The following is a 21,070-nucleotide window of genomic DNA, read 5'->3' on the forward strand; positions in this document are numbered from 1 at the left end:
CGCGGGAGGCTGGACGTGCCCCATCGAATTCCGCCCTCGCAGGGCGGGTTGAAATGGGACACCCGGTTACCCAGGGCGCGCCCTGGGCTGACGAACTCCCGCCCCGATGGGGCACCAATCCGGCGCGTCGAAGGCGCATCAATTCAATAGCCCGGGGCAACGCCCCGGGCACTGCGGAGCCCAAAACGGGCCGCGCTCTGAAAGGGCGCCACTCGAGGACGCTCCTCCCGGGGACCGGTGAGCCCAGACCGAATCCCGTGCCTTCAGGGCGGGGTCCATGGCGACCATTCGGCTACGCAGGGCGTGCCGTGGGCTGATGAATCCCGCCCCGGTGGGGCGAACACGCAACGTCCCGAAGGCGCACCCGTTCGTCCGTTGCGGGTGCAGTCTCGTTGCGCAAGGCGGGCCCCGGGCTGGTGAGTTTCCCACCCCGGATGGGGCAGTCATGAGCCGCACTGGAGGTGCCGCCATGCACCTGCTGCCAAGGTGATCCGACCGGCCAAAGCGCCGCCTTTGGCTGCCGTATCTGCCTCCGGGCTGGGCCGGGCAAACAGCAGCCCCTCAGGCATGACTCCCGCTCTGCTGCCGGCTCTGCCGGAATTCGCCCGCCGGTCTCCCTGGCCTTCTCGCAGGCCGGGGATCGCAAGTCCGATTCCGCCCAAAGCCCGTGGGGAAACCACACCTGAGCCACCGCACGTTCAGTGCGACGCTCGTCGATCCGAGAACCCGGGCCATGCGCTCGGAGATGCTGAGGGCGCCGCGGTGTGAACTGTGCCCGGTCGGGGTTACGGCTCAAACAACACGCGGAGCCGACCGAAGCGCGCGGCTGCGTTGGTGCGCGGGACCGGATCGGTGAAGTGCCAGAGTTTGCGGCCGTCGCCCGGGTTTGGATCGGTCACAGTGGTGTCGGCCAGGCTGGTTTGCTGGAACGAGAGACTGCCGCTGAGTTCGAGCCTGGCGCTCAAAGTGGGATCGTCGTCGCGCAGGGGCACGCTCAGGGTGAGCCGGCCCTGGGCATCGAGGATCGGCGGCTCCCAGGGCGGCGCGTTGGGCTGGCGCGGATGAGTCCGGAGGGCGTACTCGGCCGCATTGCTCAACCCGTCGCCATCCGGATCGGTCTCCGGTGCCGCGAGGGCGGCTTCTTGGGGAAGGGAGAAGTATTGGGCCTGCCAGCCGCCGTACCGGGCCACCACCAGCAGCTGGACACTCAATTGCGCAGATTGGGGCGGGGACCCGTTGTCGGTAACCCGCAGGACGACGGTGTTCGTTCCGGAGGCACTTTCGGGAGGGATTCCGCTGAGGACGCCGTTGGTGCTGACTGCCAGCCACGCAGGACCCTCCACTTTGCTGATGGTCAATCGCTGGCAGGCGTTGGGATCGGAGGCCGTGGCCGTGGCGTTGAAGGGCAGGCCCCACACCGCCGTGGTGGAAGAGACCCCCGCAAGCATCGGCTGGGCATTGGCCGGCCGGCTCGTGCTGACCCCCGGATTGGTTACCGGTGCGCCCGGGATGGGCACGCCGTCGCCGTCCGGATCTCCCAATTCCTCGCCGTTGCAGTACGAGTCGCCGTCGGAATCCTCTGCGGCCAGGGCCGGGGTCCAGAAAGGCCGGCTCGAAGTGCCCACCAGTTGGAAGACCCGGTTCCCGAACGCATTGCGCGCGCCGCCGCCCGCCGGATTGATGTGACAGTTGGCGCACATGAAGACGTGGCCATTGGGAATTTGATTGACGCGAAAATCGCGGGCCTCGAGAAGCCCGCCGCTGCCCGCGGCCATCCAGCCGAGGAGTCCCAGGGCCCGAAGCGCGGCCATCCACGCAGCGCCAGGGTGGCCGCCGAAGGGCACCGTTCTCATGCGGACCATGAGCCCAATTTATGAGGGAAGCCGCCCAACGTGTCAAGGGCCCGACCCCGCACCAGGTGCGGAGCAAGCGGCCGCAATCCACGCCCGTGCGCGGGGAACGATCCGCAACGTTGCGGGTGGCCGGCCCGGACACACAGTCGCGCCACGAAGTCCGGCGCCGGGCGGGGCAGGTCGGGGATCTCTCGATGTGCACTTCGGAGTGTGGATTCGTCCCCGGGACCCGCTCCGCACCCGCTCCACGGGCCGCGTTGTTCAGAGCCGGCGTCGCGCGGGAAATTCGCTTTCCCGTCGGAGCTCCTGCGCTACATTGCCCGCGCATTCAAAGCGCGTCGCAATCATGGAATTGAATGCTCGAGTCTTGGCACGGCAGGAAGTGGCGCCGGGATTGATCATCCTGCGCGTGGCGCCGGAGGGCTGGGCCCTGCCCCCGTTTGAGCCCGGGCAGTTCGCCGTGCTCGGCCTGCCGGGAGCGGCCCCGCGGGTGCCGGAAGCCGAACCGGAGAACCCGCCACCGCCGCCCCACCAGTTGATCCGGCGGGCCTACTCCATCGCTTCGTCCTCGCGACAGCACGAGTATCTGGAATTCTATCTGGCGCTGGTGCGGACAGGCGCGCTCACCCCGCGTCTGTTCCGGCTGCACGTGGGTGACCGACTCTGGTTGGGCCCCCGGTTCAGCGGAATGTTCACGCTTCGACACGTGCCCGCGGATGCGCACCTGGTCCTGGTGGCCACCGGCACGGGCCTGGCACCGTACATGAGCATGTTGCGGACCCACCTGGCCGAGAGTGCACACCGGCGCACGGCAGTGATCCACGGGGCCCGATACCCGTCCGACCTTGGCTATCGCAACGAATTGGAAGATTTGGCTCGACGGCATCCGCACCTGACTTATCTGCCCGTGGTGTCCCGACCGCAAGGGGCGGTGCCTCCCTGGAGCGGCGCCGTGGGACACGTGCAAGACATCTGGCGGGCGGGATTGATCGCCCGGGCCTGGGGATTTCCGCCGGAACCGGCACACACGCACGTATTCCTTTGCGGCAATCCGCAAATGATCGAGGACATGGTGCGGCTGCTGGAGGGAGAAGGCTTTCGGGAACACCACAAGGACGCGCCCGGTCAGATTCATACGGAGCGATACTGGTGAGCCGCCTCGCCACCCTGCATGCCAGGATCCGCAGGGTCGGCACCAGGGCGGGCCTGCAGATCAGAGGATCGGATCTTCGCGCCGGATGGGAGAGGTCTGCCAGCAACGCTTCCAGACCCTCATGAAGCCTTCCACCCGCTGCAGGTCCACACGGCCGAGAAATCGACCCTCTTGCCGGAAGGCGGACCCCACAATAAAACCGTCGGCACGGGCGAAATAACGAGGAAGGTTTTCCGGGGTGATGCCCGAGCCGATCCAGACGGGCACGGACGCGTGGCGCCGGACGCGTTCGAGCTCGCCCACGGCCGGGGGTTCTCCCGTGCGGGGGCCCGTCACCACCACCCCGTCCACGAGGAAAAACTCCGCCTGTTTCAGCTCGTCCACGATGCTCAAATCCGCCGTCAAAGCGTGGGAGCAGTGCTTCTTTTTCAGGTCGGCAAACACGCGGATATGGTCCACGCCCAGGTCCCGCCGGCGCCGGAGCAGCCGCCCGGCACAGCCCTCGATGAGTCCGGCCCCGCCGATGTGGGCGAATACATAGCCCTCGACGCGCAGGAAATCGAGGTCGGCCGCCGCGGCCACCTCCAGAGCGTCTTCATTCGCGGCTTCGAGCAACTGAATTCCAATGGGGCCCTCGAACCGGGCCCGGACCTCGCGGGCAATCTCGGTCATCAACAAGACCGCCGTGCGGGGCAAAGGCGGTTTGACGTACGGAAGGTCATAACTGTTCTCCAAAAGCAGCGCGTCCACGCCAAGGTCCCGGAATGTCTCGGCGTCGGCGACCGCTCGGCTGAGGATGAGGGATGGGGGATCGCAATGCCGCGGGGAACCCGGCAGAGGCGCCACTGCGATGACGGCCACCAACGGACGGAGGGGCCACGGCCGTCTGGGCGGTACCGGATTACCGGCCGAATTCGGAGGGACCGGGGCTGGAGACGAAGAGGGTTTCAAATGGCGGCCGCGGCACGTTGGATGGGATCGCCCTTGAGCAGGGCGACGGCATAGTCGCGGTTCATCCGGGCGATGAATTCAAGGCTGACGCCCTTGGGACAGACGGCTTCGCAAGAGCCCGTGACGGTGCAGGCCCCGAAGCCTTCGCGGTCCATCTGCTCGATCATGGCGCGGGCGCGCCGGTAGCGCTCGGGCTGACCCTGCGGGAGCAGGCCCAGGTGCGAAATCTTTGCCGCCACAAAGAGCATGGCACTGGCGTTTTTGCAGGCCGCCACACAGGCGCCGCAGCCGATGCACTGGGCGGCGTCCATGGCGCGTTCGGCGACATCCTTGGGAACGGGGATGGTATTGGCGTCGGGGGCGCTGCCGGTGCGCACGCTGATGAAGCCGCCCGCCCACATGATGCGGTCGAGGGCGCTGCGGTCCACGATGAGGTCTTTGATCACCGGAAAGGCCCGCGCGCGGAAGGGTTCGATGACGATCGTGTCCCCGTCCTTGAAACTGCGCATGTAGGTCTGGCAGGTGGTGACGCCGCGGTGCGGTCCATGCGGCTTGCCGTTGATGACCAGCGAGCAGGTTCCGCAGATGCCCTCGCGACAGTCGTGGTCAAAGGCGATGGGTTCCTCCCCGCGCCGGATGAGGTCCTCGTTGACCACGTCCAGCATTTCAAGGAAGGACATGTTGGGATTGAGCTCCGGCGTGACGTACGTGACGAACCGGCCGGGGCTCTGGGCGTCTTTCTGTCGCCAGACTTTCAGCGTAACTTTCATGGCACCGGTTTCCGAACAGGATCCTGGGGGTGGGCCGGAAGATTCACTTGTAACTGCGGGTGGTCATCCGGACCTCCTCGTACACGAGCGGCTCCCGGTTGAGCACGGGCGCCCGGTCCGGCCCCGCGTATTCCCAGGCGGCTACATAGGCAAAGTGTTCATCGTCGCGTTTGGCTTCCCCATCGGGCAGCTGGTGTTCCTCCCGGAAATGACCGCCGCAGCTTTCCTCGCGGTGGAGGGCGTCCAGGCACATGAGCTCGGCCAGCTCGAGGAAGTCGGCCACGCGATTCGCCTTTTCCAGGGCCTGGTTCAAGGTGGTGGCCTCGCCCGGTACGTTGACGTTGTGCCAGAACTCCTCGCGCAATTCGGGGATGCGCCGCAGGGCCAGTTCCAGGCCGGCCCGGTTGCGGGACATGCCGCAGTAGTCCCACATCAGCTGGCCCAGCTCGCGGTGAAACTCGGTGGGCGTCCGTTTGCCGCGGCACCCCAGCAGCCGGCGCAGGCGGGTGGTGACCTCGGCCTCGGCTTCGGCGAAGGCGGGATGATCCGTGGACGGCCGCTGCGCCGGGTTCACCGTGGCCAGGTAGTTGGCGATGGTGGCGGGCAGGATGAAAAACCCGTCGGCCAGCCCCTGCATGAGCGCGCTGGCCCCGAGCCGGTTGGCGCCGTGATCCGAAAAGTTGGCCTCGCCAATCACGAACAGCCCGGGCAGATTGCTCATGAGATTGTAATCCACCCACAGACCGCCCATGGTGTAATGCACGGCCGGGTAAATGCGCATGGGCACCTGGTAGGCGTCTTCGCCCGTGATTTCGCGGTACATGTCGAACAGGTTCCCGTAACGCTCCCGCACTTTGGCGACGCCCAGCCGCTTGATGGCATCGGAAAAGTCCAGGTACACCCCCCGGCCTCCCGGCCCCACGCCGCGCCCCTCGTCACACACTTTCTTGGCGGCGCGACTGGCTATGTCGCGTGGACAAAGGTTCCCGTAGGCCGGATACATCCGTTCCAGGTAATAGTCGCGGTCGCTTTCCGGGATCTCGTTCGGCGGCTTGCTGCAGTCCTCGCGCCGTTTGGGCACCCAGATCCGACCATCGTTGCGCAGGGACTCACTCATCAAGGTGAGTTTGGACTGGTAGGTGCCGCTGACGGGGATGCAGGTGGGGTGGATTTGAGTGAAGCACGGATTGGCGAAGCAGGCCCCGCGCTTGTAGGCGCGCCAGATCGCCGTGGCGTTGGAGTTCAGTGCGTTGGTCGAGAGGTAATAAACGTTGGCATATCCGCCGGTGGCCAGCACGACGGCATCGGCGTTGTGGCGGCTGATCCGGCCCGTTCGGAGGTCCCGCACGATGATGCCCTTGGCGTGCCCGTCCACGACGACCAGGTCCACCATCTCGCAATGGGTGTAGGATTTGACCGCCCCCGCGGCGATCATGCGACAGAGGGCGGAGTACGCCCCCAGCAGCAGTTGCTGACCGGTCTGACCCCGGGCGTAAAAGGTGCGCGAAACCTGGGCGCCTCCGAAGGACCGGTTGTCCAGCAACCCCCCGTACTCGCGGGCGAACGGAACGCCCAGCGCCACGCAATGGTCGATGATCTGGACCGACACCTCCGCCAGCCGGTACACATTGGCCTCGCGCGCGCGAAAGTCGCCTCCCTTGATCGTGTCGTAGAACAGGCGCCACACCGAGTCGCCGTCGTTCTGGTAATTCTTGGCCGCGTTGATGCCGCCCTGCGCCGCCACGGAGTGCGCCCGCCGCGGCGAGTCATGATAAACGAAGTTGTGCACCTCATACCCCAGCTCGGCCAGGGCCGCAGCCGCTGAAGCGCCGGCCAGCCCGGCCCCCACGACGATGACCTTGTACTTGCGCTTGTTGGCGGGGCTGATCAAACGCGACTCGTTCCGGTGTCGCGTCCATTTCATTGCCAGCGGACCCGACGGAATGTGAGCGTTGAGCGTGGCCATGGCTGTCTGATTCTATTTGGACGGGGCGGGCACCGACGCGGCCCCGACCCGTTGCACCACCTGCTGGAGGTAATTTTGCCCGTGTCCGCAGAGCACGGCCACCGGGATCGAGGCGTATCCCAGAAAAATCAGCAGCGCCACCACCCGGGCAGCCCGGTCCAGGCAGGGGCCGTAGGTGGCGTTCTTCCAGCCCAGGGATTGAAACATGGCCCCCAAACCGTGTCCCAGGTGCATGCAGAGGGCTCCCACCCCCAGAATGTAAAAAAGCGACACGTACCAGACACTGAACCCGGCCACCATCATGGCGTACACATCATGCTGGGCCTTCAGCGCCCGTAGAGAAACCTGCGCGCCACTGATGCCCTCCACCACCACGGTGTAGTGCAGCAGGTGGTAGATCACAAACGCTCCCAGGGCCAGGCCGCTCACCATCATGGTCCGCGAACTCAGCGTGGCACCGTACGGGGCGGGCCGGCCCCAGTACCCCACCGGCCGCGCGGCGCGGTTCTCCCGGGTCAACGTGGCCGCGGCCCACACGTGGATCCCCAGCAGGGCCAACAGCGCCAGCCGCACCGGCCACAGCAACGCCGGGTGCGTTTGCAGGTACTTCGCGTACGCATTGATGTTTTCCGGGGGCAAAAAAATCTGCAGATTCCCCAACAGATGGCCCACGACGAACAGGAACAACAACCCGCCGCTGCCGGCCATCAGGAACTTTCGCCCCACGGACGACGTAAAGAAATGAGCCAGTGTTTTCATGCCCACGTCGGATCACCCACAGGAACCCGGGCAGCAACCACCCACACAGCGGACGGAAAACTAGGTGCAGAAGGAACGATCGTCAAACCTTCTATTGAGCCCTGTAAATCTTTGCGATGGTGATGCAGAACCGCGACCTGCGACGCCACGCGAATGCCGTGCGCGCACTCCGGCACGATGCTCCCACCCCGATGGGGGCCCCAGCCCTCTTCGAGTGTCCGAGCACGGCGGGTCTGCGGGCATCGCCAGAGCCTGCCGGCGGCGGTGGAATTCCAAAATGGCTCCGCACGACGCGGGTGTGCGCACCGCAAGCCCGGGTCTTCGGCTGGGTCAAAAACCGGGTTGACCGGGCGTCGAAATTCAGGAATGCCCCGGAGACCGCGGGGCCGCCAAGCACATCCGCGTGCCCGCGGGACCGGTGCGGCACCGCGGCTCTGCGTGCCGCAGAGGGGAAAGCCAAAGCCGCAAACGGCTCCAAGTCGCTCGCCTTCCCCTGAAGGGCGCGGGCGCACCCTTCGCGCAAAACCGCGGCCAACCGCCGACGCCCGATCTCCTTGATGGTACATCAACCGGCTGTGGGGAAACGGGCTGCGATCCGGGCGGATCTTGCGGTGCAGCCCGTGGCGAAAAAGGACCATCGTCATCAGCGTAACCTTTTCGGGCAGGAGCCATGCCAGGCGCCGGCTTGCCGGAAGTTGCCCGCTATTACACGCCGGATCCACAGGCCAGCGGAACCGGCTCGTGCCTTCTCGGAGCGCAAGAACTCCTGCATCCGCAGTAGCGACGCAGTGCCACGGGAACCCATTCCCGGAACCTTGGGCAGCGCAATCTCTTGGACGTCCGAGCCCTTGCACAGGGCCGGGCACGATTGCACTGACCCCACGAAGATCCGATTCGCAAAGTCCGGCTGCTCCGGTAGGGGCGGAGTCCAAGAGACCCTTTCATGAGTTTGCAGCCTGGCCGGTGAGCAAGCCATGCAGACAGGGGCAAGCGGCAATGTGGGGCGGTTGGCTGCCATGGGTCGAACAATTGATTTGCGGACGATATTGCGGAAGCGCGCGAACTGACATCGGGCGGCTTTCCCGGATGTGGAAAGACGGTCTCCCGCGCAATGCTGGCCTTCCATACCAACGACGCGCGCAGGTGCTCCGGAGAAACGTGGCCCTGTTCCCACGCACCTCCGAAGGCCGGCTGCGAGCGTAGGCGACGAGTTGCCAGTGAAACCGATGACATTCGGGCGCATCCAGCACAGCTGAAAGAAGTTGGTTCATCGGCCAGGAGGAACGATCCCAAAGATTCTTGGCAGTTCAGGCGATCATACAGCAGCCGCAGCAGAGGGCGTTACCGTTGGAGGTTCATGAGACCTCGAGGTTCCCGGCCAGAGGAACGATGCACACAACTTCCCCACCCGACACCTTGGCGCACGTTGGCACTGGTCGAATTGCAGGCACTGTTTTGAAAACGCGGGTGAAGTTTTTTAGCGCGGGGCCCGAGGCAGGACGGGCAAGGCCTTGACAAGCTGGGATGGACGGCGTAGGCAGGCATTAGCTGCATTAGCATCACAACAGACGTGGACTCTGAATCATCATTCTTCTTATGAATCAGCTCCAAGAACTCCGTCCGACCTCCCCAAACCCCAGCTCTACAGCCCCTCCGTTCCTCAGGTCTGCCGGGAACGCCCGGGGTCCAGGGCGACTCTGGGCGTGGCTGAGCGCGGCGTTTCTTCTGTTGGGGAGCGGTGGTTCCTGGCCCGGCCGGGCGGCAGAATTCGGCATCAGCGGGATTGTGGAGCTCGGGGCGAGCCTCCGGCGCTGGACCTCGACCAATTTGACCGCTTGGGGCGACAGGATGGAGTACCTGGGGCCAAACGGGGAGTTGTCCGTGGCGCGGTATCATGCCGACCTGGCGAGCGGCCGCATGGGGACATATGTCCGCGGGTACAAGCCACCTGTGGATTTCGTGAACCCGGCAGGGGCGGGGGGATACGCCTTGGTGGAGTGTTGGGACAGGCTCCGTTTTACCATTCCCGCAGGATCCTACCCCAGCGGCATTGTGGCCACTCTGCGGGGACGCTTGACCGGCAACCTGGCGGCAGTGGGACGCGCAGGGATCAATTATAGCTATGCCAGTCAATATGCGCTGGTGGTTTTTCAAGGTGCGGGGAGTCCGCCCGGCTCCGATTGCCGCTGGGCTTACAACGTCTCGGTGGTTCCAGAGCAATCGCCGCGCACCGTATCCGAGGCTTTTGCCGTGAGCACCTGGTTGGCGATGCCCGGCGATAACTACCCTCTTCCGCGCACGCGCCAGGTTTCGTTTGCGGCCCGCCTGGAGGCATGGGCCTCGGCGGCGAGTTGGACCCCCCGGGGACAGAGCGCGGATGGAGTCTCCGATTTTGGCGGTAGCGTCCAGCTCCTGGCGGTGGAGTGTCCGCCGGGCGTCACATGGACCTCGGATTCAGGCGTGTTCCTGACGCTATTCCCTGAGCCGGCGCCGCGGCTGACGGTGCGGCGTGTAGCCCCGGACCTCCTCGAATTGGCCTGGTCCACGAACTGGGCCGACTGCGCGCTGGAATGGACTCCGCAACTGTCCTCACCGATTTGGGCGCCGGTGACCAATGCCGCGAGCCTCTTGGGCGACCGTTACACGGTGACCCTACCGCCTGAGTTCCCCGCGAGTTTCTTCCGCCTGCGGGTGCCGTGAATCGCGGCCGGCACGCCGGCTTCGCACTCGTTCGGTGATTAGAAGTTGGCGGATATTTTTCTCCAAGAACTGCCCTTCTGCATCAACAAACCCGCTCGGGTGCTCGGATTCCAGAGCCGGCGCTGGACCGAACCGGGAGGGCCGGGGTCCGTGGGGCAACCGAGGGAGCGGAGATTGTGCGGGCGGTGCCCCATGCCCTCCATTCAGGCCGGCGGAGCCAAGTAGGAGGTTCTTGCCGGGAGCCGTTTGCCTGCTGGTTGCAGGCGCGTCGGCGAGGGCTGCGGGCTGTCCTTTTTCTGGGCAAGGCATGAGCAGGACTAATTGTGGCGCAGTGGCCTGTGCACCCCCAAGGGTTGCGGTCCCCGCCCGGACAGCTTGTTAGCGAGCTCCGCCAGCCTTCTGGCATGCATGCTGCTTCTGCCTCGTTGGCGGCTCCCCATCCCCTTGTGGGAGAGGGAGGCGGCTGAATTGCGTCTCCGCATGGAAGCAACGATGGAGCGAAGCTTGAGCGGCGAAAGTCCGAAGCCGGCGGTCGGCGATCCCGCGCCCGCCGACTCGGGCCCGGCTGGCGGAGTCGATCCGTCCGACCGGGCAGTGGAATCGTGTGCGGGTGGGGCGGAAGCGCCGGCGGCCAGCCATGGAAACTTGTTTGCAGTGCTGGCCGACCACGCTCCGGTGGGGATGTTTCTTTGGAAAAACGGTCGGGTAGGCTACGCCAACGAGGCACTCAGCCGGATGTGCCGCCAGCCCCGGGACCGTCTCCAGGGATTGACAGATCTGGCGGAGCTGGTCAGCCCGGCCGATCGTCCCGCGTTTCAGCAGACCGTACAAGCCGCCCGGCAGGGGCCGGCGACGCATGCCAGTTGCGAGGTTCGCCTGGCCGGGCCCGGTGACGCCTCCCCGGTCCACGTCGAGATCCATGTGCGCCGCATTCCGGATGCCGGCGGCGAGGTGCTGGTGGGCACGCTGGTGGATGTGACGGAGCGGCGCCAGTGGGAGGAGCGGCTGGCCAACGAACGGGCCATCCTGCGCACCCTGGTGGACCATCTCCCGGTGGCCATTTATCTGAAGGACACTGCCACGCGCAAAACCCTGGTGAACCCGGTGGATCAGCGGAACCTGGGCGTGCGCAGCGAAGCGGAGGCGTTGGGGCGAACGGATTTCGAGTTTTTCCCGCGGGAGCAGGCCGAGGCGTTCTATGCCGACGACATGCAGGTCTTGACCACGGGCGTGCCGGTGCTCAATCGCGAGGAACGCATCACCCGGCCCGACGGCACCAGCGGCTGGTTGTTGACGTCGAAGGTACCGCTGCGGGATGTGTCCGGCCGGATCGTCGGGTTGGCGGGGATCGGCCTGGACATTACCGAGCGCAAACTGGCGGACGAAAAGTTGCGTGCCTTTGCCGCCCAGCTCGAGCGAAGCAACCGCGAGCTGCAGGATTTCGCCTACGTGGCTTCCCACGATTTGCAGGAGCCGCTGCGCAAGATCATCGTCTTCAGCGAGCGTTTGTGCGAGCGGTTCGCCGAGGGTTTGCCCCCCGAGGGCCGGGACTATCTCGAACGCATGCGTCGGGCGGCCCAGCGCATGCAAACCCTCATCAACGACCTGTTGACCTTCTCCCGCGTCACCACCCGGGCCCGCGAATTCGAGCCCGTGGACATCGGCGAGGTGGTGCGTGAAGTGGTGGCCGATCTGGAGGCGCGTCTCGAGCAGACCGGGGGCTCCATCGAGATTGGCGATCTGCCGGTGATCGAAGCCGACCCGCTCCAAATGCGTCAGCTCTTCCAAAACCTGCTGGGGAACGCCCTCAAGTTCCGCAAACCCGAGGAGCCCCCGCGTGTCCGGGTGTGGGCCGAGCCGCTCCACGGACCGCGCCCGGACCGGGGGCCGGAATCCGCCCCGGAACCCCTTTGTCGTTTCTTCGTGCGGGACAACGGCATCGGCTTCGACGAAAAGTACCTCGACCGCATCTTCAACGTGTTTCAGCGTCTCCACGGCCGCGGTCAGTACGAGGGCAGCGGCATTGGCCTGGCCATCGCACGGAAGATTGTCCAGCGGCACGGTGGGGACATCACCGCCCGCAGTCAACCCGGGCAGGGTGCCACGTTTATTGTAACCCTGCCCGTTCACCAACCCAAAGTGCATCAACCATGAAAGGCAAGGAACGTCCCATCACCATCCTCATGGCCGACGACGATCCCGACGATCGCGAACTGACGCGGGAAGCCTTTCGGGAGAGCCGGCTGGCCAACGAATTCCACACTGTCGAAGACGGGGAGGAACTGCTCGACTATCTCCACCGCCGCGGCCGCTATGCCGCCCTGAATGGCGCGCCCCTGCCGGGGCTGATCCTGTTGGACCTGAACATGCCGCGCAAGGACGGTCGCGAAGCCCTGCGCGAGATCAAGAGCGACCCTCACCTCCGCCGCATCCCCATCGTCGTTCTGACCACCTCCAAGGCCGAGGAAGACATCTTGCGCAGTTACGATCTGGGGGTGAACTCCTACGTCACCAAGCCGGTGACCTTTCAATCGCTGGTGGAGCTGGTCCGGGTCCTGGGCCGCTACTGGTTCGAAGTGGTGGAGCTGCCGCCGGATGAATAAAACGACTCTTCGCCATGACCGCTCCGTCGGTCCAGGTCCTGTTGGTGGATGATGACGAGGACGATTTCATCCTCACGCGGGACTTGTTGCGACGGCCCGGCCTGACCGGGCAGTATCAGCTTCACTGGATCTCCGACTACGATCAGGCGCTGCAGGCCCTGGCCTCGGGTCGATACGATCTCTGTCTTCTCGACTACCGCCTCGGGGCCCGTACCGGGTTGGATTTGCTGGAGGAAACCCGGCATTTGCCCGCCCGCCCTCCGGTGATTCTGCTGACGGGACAGGGCGATCCGACCGTGGACCTGGCCGCCATGCAAGCCGGCGCTGCCGAGTATCTGCTGAAATCCGAGCTGACCGCCGAGGGCCTGGACCGCGTCCTGCGCTACGCCCTGGAGCGGCGCCGCGCCGAGGAACGACTCCGTCGCGACCGCGACCTCATCAGCCGGATCATGGAAACCAGTCCGGTGGGCATCGTCGTCACCGACCGCCGGGGGCAGGTCACCTTCCACAATCAGCGGGCCGAACAGATCCTGGGCTTGCGCGGGCCGGACGGCTCCCTGCGTCACGCCTGTGTCTTGGACTGGCCCCTGCACGATCCCGAAAGCACCGGGGCGGACCCGCCCCTGGCGCCCCTCCGAACCGCCCTGGAGACCGGCCGTCCCCTGCATGACCTGCGCCGGGTCTGGGACGAGGGCCCGCGCCGGATCGTCCTTTCCCTCAATGCCGCCCCGCTGCTGGACCGTTCCGGCCAGATTGATGGACTGGTGCTGTCTTTGGATGACATCACGGAGCGGCTCGAACTGGAAAGCCGGCTGCGGCAGTCCCAAAAGATGGAATGCATCGGGCAACTGGCCGCCGGCGTGGCGCATGACATCAACAACGTGCTTACCGTGGTGCAGGGACACGCCGAGCTGCTGTTGGAGGCCGTGCCCGCCGGCAGCCCGGAGGAACGCTCCGTCAAACAGATCTGCGCCGCGGCCGACCGCGCCGCCCGCTTCGTTCGTCAACTGCTGCTCTTCAGCCGCAAGCAGGTCATCCAGGTCAAACGACTCGACCTGAACCAGGTCCTCCACAACCTCGCCCAGTTGCTCTCCCGCCTCTTGGGCGAGGACATCCTGATGGAACTGAGTTGCGAGGAGCAACTGCCGGCCGTCGAAGCCGACCTGGGCATGATCGAACAGGTCATCATGAACCTGGCGGTCAATGCACGCGACGCCATGCCCCAGGGCGGTCGCCTCCGTCTGGTCACGTCCTCCCTGTCGGTGGACGAAGCCGAGGCGGCCCGGCGCGGCGCCCCCCGGCCGGGGCTTTACGTCTGCCTGGAAGTCACCGACACCGGCTGCGGCATGGACGCGCAGACCCTGGCCCGCATTTTCGAACCTTTCTTCTCCACCAAGGAAACCGGCAAGGGCACCGGCCTCGGCCTGGCCACCGTGTACGGAATTGTCAAACAACACCAGGGCTGGATCGAAGTGACCAGCAAGCCCGGCGCCGGCAGCACCTTCAAAGTGTATCTACCCGCCGCGCCGGGGACCGTGACCAGCTCCAGCGACACCAGCTTCGAGCGCCGTCCCCGGGGCCACCACCGCGAGACGATCCTCGTCGTGGAAGATGAACCCGACCTGCGGGAGTTGGTTTGTGAGCTCCTGGTGGCCTGCGACTACACCGTGCACGCCGCCGCCACTGGAGTCGAAGCGTTGCACGTTTGGGACCGGGTGGGCGGGCGGGTGGACCTCCTGCTCACCGATGTGGTGATGCCGCAGGGCATCAATGGACGGGAATTGGCCGAAGAATTGCGCCGGCGCAAACCGGACCTGCGCGTCATCTACACCAGCGGTTACAGCGGAGCCCTGGCCGGACACCGGCTCCGCCTCGAAGATGGTTGGTTCCTGCCCAAACCGTATCGGCCCGGACTGCTGGCTCAGGTTGTCCGCGCCTGTCTGGACGCGCCCATCGGGACACCCCCTCCACCCGACCTGGATCCCGTGCTGGCGGGCTTCGGTCCCGACTCTGCCATGGCCGCGGCTGCGATCCAGCCCTGACGGTTTTCCAAAGGCGCAACGGCAGAACTCACCCGCCTCTGCCCGCGGCAACGCCAGACCTCCCGCAGCTCAACAATCCCGCCCCGGTCGCACGCCCTGCTGCGCCTCCAACCATCGCACCAACGCAAGCGCATTGAGCACGGTCTTCGGAACGAACGAGCCCGCCAGCACGTACTCCGGTTCCTTGCTCCCGTCCGGACTGCGTTCCGAACAGTGGGCGTTGTCGCCCACCGGGCCCAGGCCATCCAGCGTCGGCACCAAATCCCAGAGATAATTGGCATCACTGAGCCCCCCTCGGGTTTCGCGCTCCACCGCCCAGCCCAGTTCGTGCCCGGCCGTCTCCCAGGAACGAAACAGTCGCTCCGTGGACTCTTGATCCGGCCAGGGAGGCATTTCCTGCAACAAATCCACGCAGACGCGACAGGGATGCCCGTCGGCGCGGGCCCGGACCCCTCCGATACCCGCCAACGCCAGTAACGCGGCCTTCCCTTCCGCAAACACGGCCGGGTCGAGGGCTCGCATTTCCACCTCTGCCTCCGCTTCCTCCGGCACGCGGTTGACCGCGGTGCCGCCGCGGATCCACCCCACATTCACAGAGCGGCTTCGTTCCCAATCGGTAACCCTCGCGGCGCGTAACACCGTCTCGGCCAGTTGGACGACGGCGTTGGCACCGCGTTCAGGCCGCGTTCCCGCGTGCGCACCCCGGCCCTCGACCCGAATCCGGAACACCGCCCTTCCTTTGCGAGACGTCACCAGGGTCCACGCCTCTCCGCGTCGTTGCCCGCCTTCGAACACCAGGGCGGCCGCGGCTCCGGCCAGGCGCCCTCGGGCCAGCCGTCCGAAGTCCGGCGATAAAACCTCCTCCGCCCCGTTGAACAACAGGGTCCAGTCCACCCGCTCAAACCACTCCGGTGCCCCGCGTCGCAGCACCTGCAGCATCAGGAACATGGCCACGGTCCCACCCTTGTTGTCCACGGTGCCCGGTCCGTAGATGCGGTCCCCTTCACGACACCATCGGAAGCCGTTGCGCTGTTCCTCCTCCGGGGGAAACACCGTGTCCAGATGGGAGACCAACCCCACGCGCGGGCCGCCCCGACCCGGCCGGGTCAATACCCAATGATCGCCGCGATTCGGCTCGGCCGGGCGCACCCGTTCCGCGCGGAATCCCAGCGGCTCGAACATCGCCGCCGTCAAGGTCCCGACGGCGTTCACGCCCTCGGCATTGCCGGAGAAACTGTTGCATTCGACCATCCGGCGCAGCCACTCCAGTGCCCCGGGCAGCTGCGCTTCCGCTTCTTCCCAGAGTCGTGCCGTATTCATGCAGGATGTCGAAAGCTTGGCTCCTTTGCCCGACTTGTGCAGGGCCCCGGCTTCCTTCACCAACCCAGCCAGGCCGCCAACACCACCGCCCACGCCAGCGCCGGCAGGTAACTGGCCACCTCGATCCGGCGCACTTCCAGGATCAACAGCGCCACACAAAAAACCAGCAATCCGCAGGTGGCCGTGAGGGCTGCGCCCGCCTGCCGTGCGATCAGCCACGGTTCCCCCAGCAGCCACAACAGCGTCTGGGTTCCCTGAAACGCCAGGACCGGCAGCGCGGACAACATCACGCCGGGCCCCCATACCCGGACGAAACTCATCGTGGCCAGTCCATCCATCACCGCCTTCAAAACCAACGGCACGGAGTCTTTTCCCACCGCCTCGGCTGCCGGCCCCAAAAACGCCAGGGGCGCCACGCAATAGAGCAGCGTGCACACGGCAAACCCCTCGGTCCATCGCTGCCGCGCCTGTTCTGCCGCCTCCATTTGACGCCGCGCGTACCGGCCCGCGGCATTCGAGAGGGTTTGCAACTGCAGAATCTTGCCGGTGATCCGGCCCAGTGCGAGTGCCACGATCACCAAGAGAACCTGCCGCAGCATCGACCCCCACGATCCGCCGAGGCTCGCCCAGGTCAGCCGGAGGCCGAAGTACACGGTCAACACGGCCAGCACGATTTTCAGCCAACCCTGGGTGGCGGGAGGCAATCCCCGTGGCCAGAGCAATCCCCCCACGCCGCCCACCACGATCGCCAATGCATTGAGCACCGTGCCTGTCACGTGCCCGACCTAACCACGCCCCGAGGCGGCCGGGAAGCCAAAAGTCCCCAGCCGCAGGGGAACTGGAGCAGGAGCAGGTAACTCCGGAAAAAACGGGTGGATGCCGCTTGCGAAACGTCACGGCCGGAGCCCCGCCAGGCACTCAAGAATCAAGCCGGGGCCTGGCTAATGACAGCCGCGACCGGGGTTGCACTCGGGACGACAAGTGTCGGGTGGCCATGGTTCAAGCTTCGGGGTGCCGGGAAACCGGGAAAGGCGCCGGCGGTGGAAGGTGTTGAACTTGACCTCGCGACCGGGGTCTTCCCGTTTGAACTGGCCCACTGCTGAAGGGGAGAGTGCGCCACGTTCGGAACCTCCGCACGGGCACAGCGAGTCCGGGACCTTGCGGGGAGGGGTTTATCGAGGAGCTCCGGGGCCGTGTCGGCCAGCCCGTGGTGCGGCCTCGAAAACGGTCACCGCCTGTCCCGAGCTGGTGAAAACCACCGGGGACATCGAGGGGCCGTTTTTGGACCGCGAAGTGCCCCGCGAGGCAGGGGGATTCCTCAAGGCGCGGCCAGGCGAATGTGACGTCGACAAGCTCAGAACACCGACAGGGGAGCGGGAGGGCTCGAGGCCGCGACTGGAGGAGGGTGCCGCATCATCGCATGGCTGGGAACCGGGGCGAAGGAAGCCGGCAGCGGACAGCAGGAACCGCACGGAGGCAGGACCACGGACACTTGGGGCAGCCCGTGGGTGATGGAGCGTGGACGCTTTCCGGAAGATTTCGACTCTTCGCAAACCACGGTTCGCAGGTTCCTGTTGCCCGTTTCGAGGGCGGGGAGTGCGCAGTCACCAGGCGCTTTTGCGGGGCGGCCCTCCGGGCTGGGCCGTGCGCGGACCCGCCGGGGGAAGCAACGATCGGGGCGGAGGACGGCTTTGCGCTTGGCATTTGCGGTGCCGCACAGTCTTTTCGAAGGGTGGCGGGCAGACAGTGGGGAGACACACACGGGGCCCTGGCCGGGTTGTTCTTTGTGCATGCCCTGGCCATGGGAATGTGGTTTGTGCCGTTGAGCGCTCTGTTGGACGCGGCGGGTCAGGGGGAGTTGCGTCCGTATGCGTTTGCAGCGTCGGCGTCGGCGGCATTCGTGTCGCCGCTCCTCTTCGGTGCAGTGGCGGACCGCCACGTCTCCCCGGTGGCGGTGGTTCGCGCACTCTCCGCGGGGACGGCGGGGATGATCGGGTTGACCGCATGGGCCCTCGAGCAAGGCGCGCCCACGGGGCTGGTGTGGTTGTTGATTCAGGGGGTGGCGTTGTGCATGGCGCCGACGTTCAGCCTTTCGACGGCGATCGTCTTTGCCCGGCTGGCCGGGTCCGGGCGGCCATTCGGCCCGTTGCGTGCGATGGCGACCCTGGGCTGGATGTGCGGTTGTTGGCTGGTAAGTTTGGCAGGCGCGGACGGGTCGGTTCGATCGGGTTACCTGTGTGCCCTGGCGTGGCTGGGACTGGCCGCGTACACGTGGGTGTTGCCCCGGGTGCCGCCCCCCGCCGCGGAGCAGGCGCGGACGTGGAGGGAACGGCTCGGCTGGGATGCCACGGAATTGTTGCGGGAGCGAGATCATCGGGTGGTGTTTGTGACGGCGGCGTTGTTCAGCGTGAGTCTGGCGGCCCTGTATCCCTACACACCGCCGCATTTGCGGACACTGGGGTTTCAGGCGCTGAGCGCGTGGATGTCGGTGGCGCAGGTGACGGAGGTGGTGAGTTTGTTTTTGTTGGCGTGGTTACTGGCGCGATGGCGATTGAAGTGGACGCTGGCCCTGGGGCTGGGATTTGCCGTGGTGCGGTTTGGGTTGTGTGCATGGGATCGGCCGGGTCCGGTCCTGCTGGGGGTGGCCCTGCACGGGGTGTCATTTGCGTGCGTGATGATTACGGCCCAGGTGTATGTGGCCGAGCGGATCGGGTCGGCATGGCGGGCCCGGGCACAGGCGCTGCTGACTCTCATGACCATGGGGTTCGGCAGCCTGGTCGGGTACCTGGGCTGCGGTGTGTGGTATGCGATTTGTCAAGTCGGCCCGAGCGTGAACTGGCGCTGGTTTTGGAGTGGCTTGGGGGTGTGGACGGCCGGAGTTCTGGTGTACTTCCTGGCGGCGTATCGCGGAGTAGGTCGGCCTCGAGGGTTGCCGCACGCGGCACCGGAAGGGCGGGCGCTGCACTCATCCCCACCCCTCTCGCCGGCCGGTTCGTAGCCGCAGGCGGCTTCAAACCTGTTTGTTCGGAGAGCAGGGGGTCAGATCGTCGACTCGCGCCGATGTCTTTGGGACGAATGTTCACCTGGCCCGCGGGGGATTCGGCCTGCGCGGCTCCTGGCAAAGCCGCATCCCAAGACCCGGCACGCAAGGGAGCTCTGGAAGGAGGCCGGTCTCCCTCGGACAACTTACCTTTCCAGGTGAAAGCTGCGAATCGATCCTGCCGACCCCGCAGACGCGGGCAGAAGGCGGACGCGAACTCAAAGAAGGGAGCCGCCGACGGAAGTCGGCGGATCTCCACAAAGCAGGCTCCCATGAGACTCGGCGGATCGATCCAAGGTCCAGCGCGTTGCCGCGGTGGCCATCGCCCGCAGTCGGGATCTGTGTTTGGCCCTGACGGTTGCAAGCGCCAACCTCTTGGAAATCCTCAGCCGCCAAACGGAAGCCGGCGGAACGACCACCTGGACCCTTCGCCGCAATTTTCTGCCTTGGCGACTTCGACAGTCGGCACCAAAAGGGCAGTTGGTGGAGGCGTCCGCGCGGCTTTTGGCAGTGGTTGCTACGCGGAACGACGCGGCGACAGGCGTGGCTCCGCCACTGATTCCGGCCCGGGATGCCTTAGGATGCATGCGTGGCTCAGGCGTCCAGGCGGCCGTAACGGCGGACTTCCGGCCAGACGCACGCCACGACGAGGACCGCCAACAGGGTGCCGAGGCCGCCCGTGACCACGGAAAGGATGGCGCCGGTGGGGATGGAATTGCCCAGGGCCGGACCCAACCAGTGGGCCACGGTGCCGGCACGGAACCCTCCCAGCTCGTTGGAGGTGCCGATGAACAGGCTGTTGACCGCGGAAACCCGGCCGCGTTTCTCGTCCGGAGTCAACAATTGGACCAGGGTGTGGCGTACGACGACGCTGATGTTGTCCGCCGCGCCGCAGGTCACAAGCAGAAGGAATGACAGCCAAAACCAGGAGGAAAACCCAAACATCAAGGTGGCCAGGCCGAACACGGCCACCGCGGTAAGCATGGCGCGTCCGGCCCTCTGGAGGGGCGGCCGATGGGCCAGCACGAGGGCGCACGCCACCGCGCCCAGGGGCATGGCGGTTTGCAGGAGGCCCAAACCGCTGGGGCCGACCCGGAGGATGTCCCTGGCGAAAATGGGCAGCAGCGCGGTCGCCCCTCCGAGCAACACGGCAAAGAGGTCGAGTGTAATCACCCCCAGCAGCACCCGTTGGTGAAACACGAACTGAAACCCGGCCACGAGGCTTCGCAGCGTGAACGGCTCCGGCCTGCGGCCGCTGGGGCGCGGGGCGATGGTGGCCACGAGGGCGAAACAGAGCAGGTGCGCCGCCGCGTACACGGCATAGACCACGGCGGGCTGGTTGGCCCACGCAAGCAGGGCACCCCCGGCCGCCGGCCCGACCACGCAAGCCAGGTGAAAAGTGCTGCTGTTCCAGGTGACGGCCCGCGAGAACAGCTCGCGGGGGACCAGGTGGGGCAGGAACGACGCACTGGCGGGCCAGTGAAAGGTGCGGCCGACGCCGGCAAGGAACAGGCACACGTAGATCCAGGTCACGGGCGCATGCATGGCACTGACGAGAGCTAGGCCAAGACCGGCCAGCGCCATGACGGCGGTGGTGCCCAGGATGATTTGCCGGCGGTCGTAATTGTCCGCCACGTGACCGGCCGGAAGGGTGAACAACAGCATGGGCAGCATCTGCGTCAGACCCACCAGCCCCAGCGAAAGGGCGCTGCCCGTGCGGTCATAAAGTTCCCAACCCACGGCCACGACGGCCATTTGCTGGCCCAGAACCGCGATCAGCCGGCCTACGAGATACAGCAGATAATCCCGATTCCGCAGGACATCGTACGGATGGGCCGGCCCGGGTCTGCGGGGAGGGAGCGGGACTTCTTCCGCGGTGGTCAGGGGGGCCATGGGCGAAGGTGCGGGTTGGG

The 21,070-nt window shown here is 66.1% G+C and carries 14 protein-coding genes; 6 read left to right on the plus strand and 8 right to left on the minus strand.

The genetic code is table 11. The annotated features are described in order from the left end of the window. Positions 1–785: 785 nt before the first annotated feature. Complete coding sequence (locus ACPDIT_RS10735; protein WP_423443352.1) at positions 786–1,853, minus strand: Ig domain-containing protein; 1,068 nt, start codon at positions 1,851–1,853, stop codon at positions 786–788. Between the two features lie 367 nt (positions 1,854–2,220). Here ACPDIT_RS10735 and ACPDIT_RS10740 point away from each other — a divergent pair, with 367 nt between their 5' ends. Next, positions 2,221–3,006 (plus strand): ferredoxin--NADP reductase, encoded by a 786-nt coding sequence (locus ACPDIT_RS10740; RefSeq protein ID WP_423443354.1) that lies wholly within the window; start codon positions 2,221–2,223, stop codon positions 3,004–3,006. A 60-nt stretch (positions 3,007–3,066) separates the two neighbouring features. Here ACPDIT_RS10740 and ACPDIT_RS10745 read toward each other — a convergent pair whose 3' ends face one another. The 4 genes from ACPDIT_RS10745 to ACPDIT_RS10760 all read right to left on the minus strand — a co-directional run bounded on the left by ACPDIT_RS10745 (position 3,067) and on the right by ACPDIT_RS10760 (position 7,452). Beyond that, positions 3,067–3,867 carry a BtpA/SgcQ family protein gene (locus ACPDIT_RS10745; protein WP_423443818.1) on the minus strand — a complete coding sequence of 267 codons (801 nt, stop codon included), beginning with the start codon at positions 3,865–3,867 and terminating at the stop codon, positions 3,067–3,069. 86 nt (positions 3,868–3,953) lie between these two features. Continuing rightward, positions 3,954–4,727 carry a succinate dehydrogenase/fumarate reductase iron-sulfur subunit gene (locus ACPDIT_RS10750; RefSeq protein WP_423443356.1) on the minus strand — a complete coding sequence of 258 codons (774 nt, stop codon included), beginning with the start codon at positions 4,725–4,727 and terminating at the stop codon, positions 3,954–3,956. A gap of 43 nt (positions 4,728–4,770) precedes the next feature. After that, positions 4,771–6,693 carry a fumarate reductase/succinate dehydrogenase flavoprotein subunit gene (locus ACPDIT_RS10755; protein ID WP_423443357.1) on the minus strand — a complete coding sequence of 641 codons (1,923 nt, stop codon included), beginning with the start codon at positions 6,691–6,693 and terminating at the stop codon, positions 4,771–4,773. 12 nt (positions 6,694–6,705) lie between these two features. Next, a complete protein-coding gene (locus ACPDIT_RS10760) occupies positions 6,706–7,452 on the minus strand; it encodes a succinate dehydrogenase cytochrome b subunit (protein ID WP_423443359.1) in 747 nt (248 codons plus the stop codon). Positions 7,453–9,048: 1,596 nt separating this feature from the next. Here ACPDIT_RS10760 and ACPDIT_RS10765 point away from each other — a divergent pair. From ACPDIT_RS10765 to ACPDIT_RS10780, 4 genes are all read left to right on the plus strand, one after another. Beyond that, positions 9,049–10,152: a hypothetical protein gene (locus ACPDIT_RS10765; protein ID WP_423443361.1), complete on the plus strand. Its 1,104-nt coding sequence runs from the start codon at positions 9,049–9,051 to the stop codon at positions 10,150–10,152. Between the two features lie 480 nt (positions 10,153–10,632). Then, on the plus strand, positions 10,633–12,306 hold the full coding sequence (locus tag ACPDIT_RS10770; protein ID WP_423443363.1) for a sensor histidine kinase: 1,674 nt from the start codon (positions 10,633–10,635) through the stop codon (positions 12,304–12,306). Further along, positions 12,303–12,755: a response regulator gene (locus ACPDIT_RS10775; protein ID WP_423443365.1), complete on the plus strand. Its 453-nt coding sequence runs from the start codon at positions 12,303–12,305 to the stop codon at positions 12,753–12,755. Before ACPDIT_RS10770 ends, ACPDIT_RS10775 begins: the two co-directional genes overlap by 4 nt. 14 nt (positions 12,756–12,769) lie before the next feature. Next, positions 12,770–14,797: a response regulator gene (locus ACPDIT_RS10780; protein WP_423443367.1), complete on the plus strand. Its 2,028-nt coding sequence runs from the start codon at positions 12,770–12,772 to the stop codon at positions 14,795–14,797. 69 nt (positions 14,798–14,866) lie between these two features. Here ACPDIT_RS10780 and ACPDIT_RS10785 read toward each other — a convergent pair whose 3' ends face one another. Beyond that, on the minus strand, positions 14,867–16,117 hold the full coding sequence (locus tag ACPDIT_RS10785; RefSeq protein WP_423443369.1) for a M20/M25/M40 family metallo-hydrolase: 1,251 nt from the start codon (positions 16,115–16,117) through the stop codon (positions 14,867–14,869). Between the two features lie 56 nt (positions 16,118–16,173). Continuing rightward, positions 16,174–16,893 (minus strand): DUF554 family protein, encoded by a 720-nt coding sequence (locus ACPDIT_RS10790; protein WP_423443371.1) that lies wholly within the window; start codon positions 16,891–16,893, stop codon positions 16,174–16,176. Between the two features lie 956 nt (positions 16,894–17,849). Here ACPDIT_RS10790 and ACPDIT_RS10795 point away from each other — a divergent pair. Next, entirely contained in the window at positions 17,850–19,115 is a 1,266-nt protein-coding gene (locus ACPDIT_RS10795; protein ID WP_423443372.1) for an MFS transporter, read from the plus strand. A gap of 636 nt (positions 19,116–19,751) precedes the next feature. On the opposite strand, the gene ACPDIT_RS10800 is transcribed toward ACPDIT_RS10795, so the two are convergent. Continuing rightward, positions 19,752–21,050, minus strand: a complete 1,299-nt coding sequence (locus ACPDIT_RS10800) for an MFS transporter (protein ID WP_423443373.1) — start codon at positions 21,048–21,050, stop codon at positions 19,752–19,754. Positions 21,051–21,070 lie beyond the last annotated feature (20 nt).

Source organism: Limisphaera sp. VF-2 (genome assembly GCF_049537125.1).
Lineage (GTDB): Bacteria > Verrucomicrobiota > Verrucomicrobiia > Limisphaerales > Limisphaeraceae > Limisphaera.

Coding starts and splice junctions, on each gene's coding strand:
- ACPDIT_RS10765 (WP_423443361.1), top strand. CDS start 9,049: ATGAATCAGCTCCAAGAACTCCGTCCGACCTCCCCAAACCCCAGCTCT.
- ACPDIT_RS10770 (WP_423443363.1), top strand. CDS start 10,633: ATGGAAGCAACGATGGAGCGAAGCTTGAGCGGCGAAAGTCCGAAGCCG.
- ACPDIT_RS10750 (WP_423443356.1), bottom strand. CDS start 4,727: ATGAAAGTTACGCTGAAAGTCTGGCGACAGAAAGACGCCCAGAGCCCC.
- ACPDIT_RS10755 (WP_423443357.1), bottom strand. CDS start 6,693: ATGGCCACGCTCAACGCTCACATTCCGTCGGGTCCGCTGGCAATGAAA.
- ACPDIT_RS10775 (WP_423443365.1), top strand. CDS start 12,303: ATGAAAGGCAAGGAACGTCCCATCACCATCCTCATGGCCGACGACGAT.
- ACPDIT_RS10800 (WP_423443373.1), bottom strand. CDS start 21,050: ATGGCCCCCCTGACCACCGCGGAAGAAGTCCCGCTCCCTCCCCGCAGA.
- ACPDIT_RS10735 (WP_423443352.1), bottom strand. CDS start 1,853: ATGAGAACGGTGCCCTTCGGCGGCCACCCTGGCGCTGCGTGGATGGCC.
- ACPDIT_RS10785 (WP_423443369.1), bottom strand. CDS start 16,117: ATGAATACGGCACGACTCTGGGAAGAAGCGGAAGCGCAGCTGCCCGGG.
- ACPDIT_RS10780 (WP_423443367.1), top strand. CDS start 12,770: ATGACCGCTCCGTCGGTCCAGGTCCTGTTGGTGGATGATGACGAGGAC.
- ACPDIT_RS10760 (WP_423443359.1), bottom strand. CDS start 7,452: ATGAAAACACTGGCTCATTTCTTTACGTCGTCCGTGGGGCGAAAGTTC.